The sequence below is a fragment of the Synechococcales cyanobacterium T60_A2020_003 genome (assembly GCA_015272205.1).
Taxonomy (GTDB): Bacteria; Cyanobacteriota; Cyanobacteriia; order RECH01; family RECH01; genus JACYMB01.
In genome coordinates, this window is the sequence record JACYMB010000158.1 from 1 (window position 1) to 3,963 (window position 3,963).

General features: G+C 52.3%; 2 protein-coding genes. One reads left to right on the forward strand and one right to left on the reverse strand.

Translation table 11 applies throughout. The features are described 5' to 3' along the window. Positions 1–162: 162 nt before the first annotated feature. Complete coding sequence (locus IGR76_08375) at positions 163–2,040, forward strand: serine/threonine protein kinase (GenBank protein ID MBF2078522.1); 1,878 nt, start codon at positions 163–165, stop codon at positions 2,038–2,040. Between the two features lie 108 nt (positions 2,041–2,148). On the opposite strand, the gene murJ is transcribed toward IGR76_08375, so the two are convergent. Further along, positions 2,149–3,798, reverse strand: a complete 1,650-nt coding sequence (murJ, locus tag IGR76_08380) for a murein biosynthesis integral membrane protein MurJ (protein ID MBF2078523.1) — start codon at positions 3,796–3,798, stop codon at positions 2,149–2,151. Between the last annotated feature and the right edge of the window lie 165 nt (positions 3,799–3,963).

Genomic DNA, 3,963 nt, shown 5'->3' on the forward strand with positions numbered 1-3,963 from the left:
GTAGCTAAAATGTCTATTCTCATCCTCTATTTATTCTCATCCTCTATTTTCGAGGCTTAGGATACGGCCTGTATCCTGTCGCGATCGCTGATGCTCCTGATTCATCTCACGCTCACGTCACATCTGTGTTGAACTCTCGTGCTTAAACAGTCTGGAACGGAATTGAAGCGTTCCCAGTATCGACTTTTGGGATTAGTCGATCAGGGACAATTTGGTCGGGTCTATTGCGCCGTTCATCGCAAAACAGGGCGACTCGTCGCGCTGAAGAACTTAGAACAAGAATGGTTCTCGACCCACAAATTTCTGCGCGAACTCCGATTTCTGCTGACTCTACAGCATGAAAATATCGTGATGTGTAAGGCTCTAGAGCATACGCCCACAGGACGATACCTCGTCATGGATTACTGCGCGGGGGGAACACTCCGTAACCTGATGGCGGATGATGTCCATTTGCGGATGACGCAGCGCATGCAGTTGATAGTTGATATTCTGGCGGGGTTAGCCCATGCCCACAGTAAAGGCATCGTGCATTGTGATATCAAGCCAGAAAATATTCTGCTGGATTTGCGGCCTGATGGATGGACCGCACGAATCTCGGATTTTGGGGTGGCGCGTTTGAGTCAAGAGATATCAGCCCATTTTTCGGGTAATACCGGATCGCCCGCGTACATGGCTCCAGAACGATTCTATGGGCAGTACTCGATTGCATCCGATATCTATGCGGTGGGTATTTTACTGTTTGAGTTACTGGCGGGCTATCGTCCCTTTTCAGGAACGCCAGGGGATTTAATGAACGCCCATTTGAATAATCCCGTTGTGTTTCCAGCCACTATTCCAGAGGAATGTAAACCGATTATTCAAACAGCGCTGCAAAAGCTGCCTGCCCGACGGTACCGTTCTGTTCAAGAGATGCGGGCGGAATTGTTACCGTTCACCGAGATGGACTATTGGATATCTCTGCAGGGGAAGCTTGATCCGCTGCTGAAGCCCTTGCATACGGTTGCCCCCAGTGAGTTGCGATCGCAGTATCAGGTTGTGATCACGAGTCCCGTTTCCGCATTAGTGACCTACCAAGAAAAATCAGACGTGCTGCGTCTCCACACCCCAGAGCAAGCGGGCGATCGCATTGGTCGTATTGCAGGCAGCAGCATGGATGTCCTGTGTCATCCAGAACAGGTTAGTCAGGAAAGCAGCAAATCCTGGATTTCTTACCAACTGCCGGAGCCGATTCAGCAAGCGTGGCTGTGTCCCCAGGGTAAGGTGGTGATGGGACACCGGGGACTCTACTTTTGGCCGATCGTCCGTCCTAGTTCAGTGCCCCAGAAAATTGCAGCGCTCAATCAACCGTTTTTAGCAACTGTAGAACGCCATGGACGTTGGGCGGCGATCGCCACGCTGCCGTCTGCCTTGGCTGAAAGCGAGCTATGGTTTTTGCCGATTCCTCAGTCATCGGCTCAGTGGTCACTCCATACGGCACCCATCGCGATTCCCAAAGCAGGTCAATCTTACCTTCCCAGCCAACTGATTGCGTTGGATTCCAGACATGTGGTGCTGATCTCGCGCGTGATTCCAAAAACCGTTCCCATGACCAATGGCAACGTTAGCAAAGAGCGTCATGGAATCTTGGTTGAGGTCTTTACCCGTCGGGGAAACCGCGCCGGGACAATGCTCCTGCCTGTGTTAACGCGACCCATGATTCCGACTCCAAAGCCCTATCAGCTTATAGCCGTCGATGAACAAAATCCGGATTGCTTGGTCGTCATCGAACTGAAGCCCTATCGCCTCTCCCGCTACGGATTGGGCATCGAAGCAGCCCATCTCGCGGCGACCAGTTGGGGATTTATCGCTGCGAGTCGCTTGGGTGAATTAGTGTTCATCAATACCTATGGTGAGGTGCTAGGGCGGGTGAATAGCCCCGAACCGATTACGGCGATGGCAACCCTAGACGATTATCAATTGTGGATTTCCACCTGGAAGGGCGATCGCGGTCATGTATACCAGATCAATGTAAAAGCGTTAGAGCTAGAGATGCTGTTCTAATACCAGTTCTCAGTTTTGAGGTTTAAGTTTTGAGTTACGAAAGCCGTCTCATACCTTAGGTTACGCGTTGGCATCTGTAGCCCAATTTAGGAGAAACGGTATAAGGCACTATGAACGTCTGAACCGTCCTCGCAGCCGCTCCACGAGTAGATCAAATTCCGGTAATCCAAGCCGACTGGCAATCAAGGCAAAGACGCCGAGGGCAATACCTCCCCCTAGCGCTAGTTCAATTAATTGAGCCAGTAAGCCTTCCAGGGGGAGCGATCGCTCCAGCAATGTCAACACGCCCCATCCCGATAGACCAGCGGCCACACTAGCCCCGGTCAATTGCACAAAGGGAACCAGCCACTCCCGCCACGGCAACCCCTGCAAACGCCGATCCAAAATCCACAGAAAGGCCAGCATTGACGTGATATTCACCCCAACCGTCGCTAGCACCAATCCGCCAACGCCAAAGGGTTTAATCAGCAAAAAGTCGAGGAGCGCATTCAGAAAAATATTGAACACACTCACCCGGAAGGGGGTGTCCGCATCCCCTAGGGCATAAAACACCCGCACAAGTACATCGCGACCTAGGTAGAAAAACATCCCCAAGCCGTAGACAAATAGCACATAGGACACGAGTACCGATGCCTCTTGGTCAAAGGCAAACCGCTCGTAAATGACCTGCACAATCGGAAACGCCAACGCCATAATGATCGCGCCCAGGGGCAGCATAGTGAGCGCTGTCAGTACTAAACCTTGGCGAATCCGCTGCTTGAGTTCTCCCCACTGACTTGGCTCGGCCAGCCGGGAGAAGACAGGCAACAGCGGCACCAGGATGACGTTGGAAATGATGCCGAGGGGCGTTTGAACTAATAAATTGGCATAGCCAAGTGCCGCCGCCGCTTGAGGAATATAGGACGCAAAGAACAAATCGGTGTAGACGTTAATCTGCATCATGCCGGACGAGAAGGTAGCCGGAGCCAAAATCCGCATCACCTCCTGAACGCCCGACTGCCCAAAGTCGAATCTCAGGCGCAAGCGTCCTAACCCCGATCGCCACTGGGTAGGCACCTGTACTAACCATTGCAGCGCAGCCCCCGCCAAGGTAGACCAGGCTAATACCATTCCCCCAACGTAGGCATACTGAGGGTCAGTAATCGCTGTTCCCAAATGGGCAACCAAAATGCCTAAACCCACGAGCACCGAAACACTGGAAAATAGGGGACTAACCGATGGAAGCCAGTACTGATCCGCAGCATTCAGAGTTCCAAAGCCAATCCCAATCAACCCCGCTAGTAACGCCATCGGTGCCATAATTCGAAGTTGCTGAACGGCGATCGCCCGAATTTCCAGACCCTCTGGGGTTTGATTCAAACCGGGAGCCACTACACTCATTAGTGGATCGGCATACAGGACGATCAGAACGCTAACCAGCAGCAGCACACCGCCGACGAGGGTGGTAATCGTTTCCACCAGCGGCGCAATTTCCTCTTGCTTTCGCTTAGCAACGACACTGACGATCGCGCTATGAAAGGGGCCATTGATCCCCCCAAGCAAGACCAGCAGAAATCCAGGGATGACGTAGGCATAGTTATAGGCATCCACGGCAGGACCTACGCCAAAGGCAGCGGCGATCGCCTGTTGACGCACCAGCCCGAAAATTTTACTAATCAGGGTTGCTGCCGCGACAATGCTGGCAATTCGGGCTAAGGAACGGGATGACTTTTTAGGCTCAGTAGACTCAGACAAAGCAACCTCGAAATCAGCTTCCATCCATTAAACCCTGAATAGGTGACGGGAGGTTGGCTAGAAGGATGAAATTGCGGATAGACAAAAGAAAAAGGGATCCAGCCTACCGCTGAATCCCCCCTCAAAGTTTGGCATTGCCGCCCCTCAAGGTTACTCACTCACTCACTCAACTCACATACGAACAATTGA

Bases quoted from the DNA above. Each gene is read 5' to 3' on its own strand.
- murJ (MBF2078523.1), bottom strand. From the start codon at position 3,798: ATGGAAGCTGATTTCGAGGTTGCTTTGTCTGAGTCTACTGAGCCTAAA.